Origin of the sequence: Steroidobacter sp., assembly GCF_016790065.1 — a bacterium.
GTDB lineage: Bacteria > Pseudomonadota > Gammaproteobacteria > Steroidobacterales > Steroidobacteraceae > Steroidobacter.
The window spans coordinates 1-3071 of record NZ_JAEUPY010000814.1; the positions used below are offsets into that span (position 1 = coordinate 1).

Sequence of the window (3071 nt, forward strand, 5' to 3'; positions counted from 1 at the left end):
TACAAACTCACCAGCCGCGAAACCAATCAGCGCATCACCAGTCGCTTTTTCGAGGCACTCGACGCGATCAGCGATCCGCTCACCGGAAATCCGGTGTGTCGCAGCGAGAGTGCGCGAGCCGCCGGCTGTCAGCCGCTAAACATCCTTGGTATGAACGCCGCCAGCGATGCGGCGCTGGCTTACTTCCGCACCGATCGCACGCTGCGTGTAACCAATACGCAGACGCTGGCTGGTGCGCAACTCACGGGCAAGTTGTTCGATTTGCCTGCGGGTGCATTGGCTTCGGCTATCGGTGTGGAGTATCGCAGGGATACTCGCAGCTACAAGGACGATCCACTGGCCGAGCTGGGGTTGCTGAGTGACAAGGCCGCTGGTACGTCGCTGACGGGAGAAGATTCGGTCAGCGAAGCATTTCTTGAAGTGGTGGTACCGCTGTTACGTGACAAACCTTTGGTTCACGACCTGAGCGTGGAAGGTGCTGTACGCGTCTCCGACTACGATTCCATTGGCAGTACCACCGCGTGGAAGTATGGCGGCTCCTGGTCGCCGGTGAAGAGCCTGCGTCTGCGTGCCACGGCGTCTCGCAGCGTGCGTGCGCCAAATCTTTATGAGCTGTTCGCTCCGCGCCAGATTTCGCAAATCAATATTTACGATCCGTGCGAGTTGTCGCAGATCAATACAGCGCCCAATCGTGCAACCAACTGTCATGCGCTCGGTGTGCCAGTGGGCTGGGAAGGGCCGGCGGGCGTCGGTGAGCTGGCGATTTTCAATACCGTCGGCGGTGGCAATCGACAACTCGATCCTGAGACGTCGGACGCGTGGACGGTGGGCTTTGTGTTCACGCCCGAAGCGTTGCCGGCGCTGTCTATCGCCATCGATTATTGGAACATCGAGATCGAGGACGCCGTGCAGCCGCTCGACGTTACTGCCATCGTCGAGAAGTGCGTCGACTCGGCGACCATCGACAATGTTTTTTGTCCTCGCGTGACTCGCGGCGCCGATAGCACGATCGACCTGGTCGACTACAGCATCATCAATGTCGGCAAGTTGTCGACGGATGGTGTGGATGTGCAGGTGGCTTATGTGTTCGATCCTGCGTTCCATGGACTCGATATTCCGGGCCGGTTCACGGTGGCACTCAACGCCTCGTATCTGCGCTCGCTGGAAGAGCTGATCGACAGCAGCGATCCGGCGAGTTTGCTGTTGCGGCGTGGGGAGTACAACACGCCGGCGTGGCGCGGCACGCTGTCGCTTGGCTATCAGCATCGTGGGATGAGCGTCGATCTCGACACTCGCGTGATCGGTAAGGCACGCATCGACATGAATTCGACCTTGGAGACTTACGATCGCCCGCGTGTTCCAGAACGCATCTATAACGATCTGGCGCTCGGCTATGCCATCGGCACTGGCTACAACTTGAGACTGGCGGTGAACAACTTGTTCGATGTCGAGCCGCCGCAGAACCCTTACACCTATCTCGGCGCCAATGGCGCTTTATACGATTCGATAGGTCGTTACTTTGTGTTGGGCGGTACCGCGCGGTTCTGATCGTCAGGGTAGAGGGTTTGAGCATGCGTGGTTTCATTCTGGCGGCGACGCTGCTGTTGGCGGTGCCTGCCTGGAGTTCACAGGTCGAGGCGGGCGCGCCTTTCCGCGTCTCGCGCGATGTTTTTGCTGGCGATCAACGCGGTCCGTGGCAGACGGGAACATTCGAAGAGCTGTGGATCGACGAGCAGCGGGACGAGACGACAACGTCCGATCCTACGGACAAGCGTCATCTGATGGTGCAGGTCTGGTATCCGGCGGCTGTCAAAGGCGATGCGCTGCGTGCGCCGTATGCTTTGCATCGTGAGCTATATCCACAGGATGAGGATGCAAGATGGTTGGACGACTCCAAGCACGTCCGTACTACCTCGGTGTTGAACGCGCCGTTGGCTGAGCAGCCGGCGCGTTTTCCCATCCTCATCTACAACCCCGGCGGTTATCACCCGCACTTCAGCGCGACATTCCAAACGGAGTTTCTGGCCAGTCATGGCTACATCGTCGTTGCCATTGGCCATACCGGTCTGACTCGGATCGAGCGCTTTCCCAATGGCGACAATTATCGTCCGGATCAAAACCTGCCGTTCGTTGACGATGCGCAGGCGCAGGGGCTCGCCGAAGTGGAGCGGTTTCGGTTGCAAGTGGAGCGGTTCTCAACCTTGCTGATGCCGGTGCACGTCAAGGATATCGGGTTCGTGCTGGATCGTTTGCAGGCGTTGAACCAGACCAAGCGTTCGCGCTTTTATCATCGTCTCGATTTGGATCGCGTCGGTTCGCTCGGCTGGTCGCTCGGCGGCGCGTTGTCACTACAGGCAGGTCGCGACGATCCGCGCATCAAGGCGGCAGTCAATCTCGACGGCTGGCTCTACACCGATGTGACTCAGACCGGTACGCGACGGCCGATCATGCAGATCTTCGGCGATGCTTCGGGATTGCCGGGCGACGCGGAACCGAGTGCGGCGGATCGGGAGTTGTCCGCGACGGCTGATAGTTTGCGATGGCAGCTCTACCGGAGAACGGAAGCCGACTGGTACGACCTGACCTTGCTCACGGCCACGCATGGCCACTTCTCCGATCGCACGCTGTTCGAACCTGAGTCTGCCAAGTACATGCATCCGCGTTTGGCGCACGACATCGTCAATCAGGCGACGCTGGAGTTCTTCGACAAGTATCTGCGGCAAGTGACCGAGACTCCGTTGTTGTCCGGGCAGCGGCCGTATGGTCAGCTCAAGCTGCGCTCGAGTCGCTCCACAGCGGATCGACAGTGACCCTCGAGTGTGAGGAAATGGTCGCCTCGTTCGTATTCATAGAGATAAGCCCGGGCGTGGGCCTAGCCACGAATACACGAGAAAGCACTGATGCGACGATTGATCGGCGCCGTTCTGGCCGCCATTGCTGTCTGGGCTCCATGCACGCACGCGCAGTCCTCCGCTGAGTCCGACGCGGAACTGCGTGCTCGCTACGAAAGAGCGGTGGAGCACTTTTCTTGGAAGCTAGGCAAACGAGTCACGGGTATGACGCTCAATCCG

Annotated in this window: 2 protein-coding genes; both read left to right on the forward strand. The window is 59.4% G+C overall.

Features of this window, described 5'->3' with window-relative positions; all coding sequences use genetic code 11:
• On the forward strand, positions 1–1548 hold a 1548-nt coding region (locus tag JNL55_RS32955), incomplete at its 5' end, for a TonB-dependent receptor domain-containing protein (RefSeq protein ID WP_293864775.1).
• 23 nt (positions 1549–1571) lie between these two features.
• Positions 1572–2810, forward strand: a complete 1239-nt coding sequence (locus JNL55_RS32960; RefSeq protein WP_293864778.1) for an alpha/beta hydrolase family protein — start codon at positions 1572–1574, stop codon at positions 2808–2810.
• Positions 2811–3071: the final 261 nt, after the last annotated feature.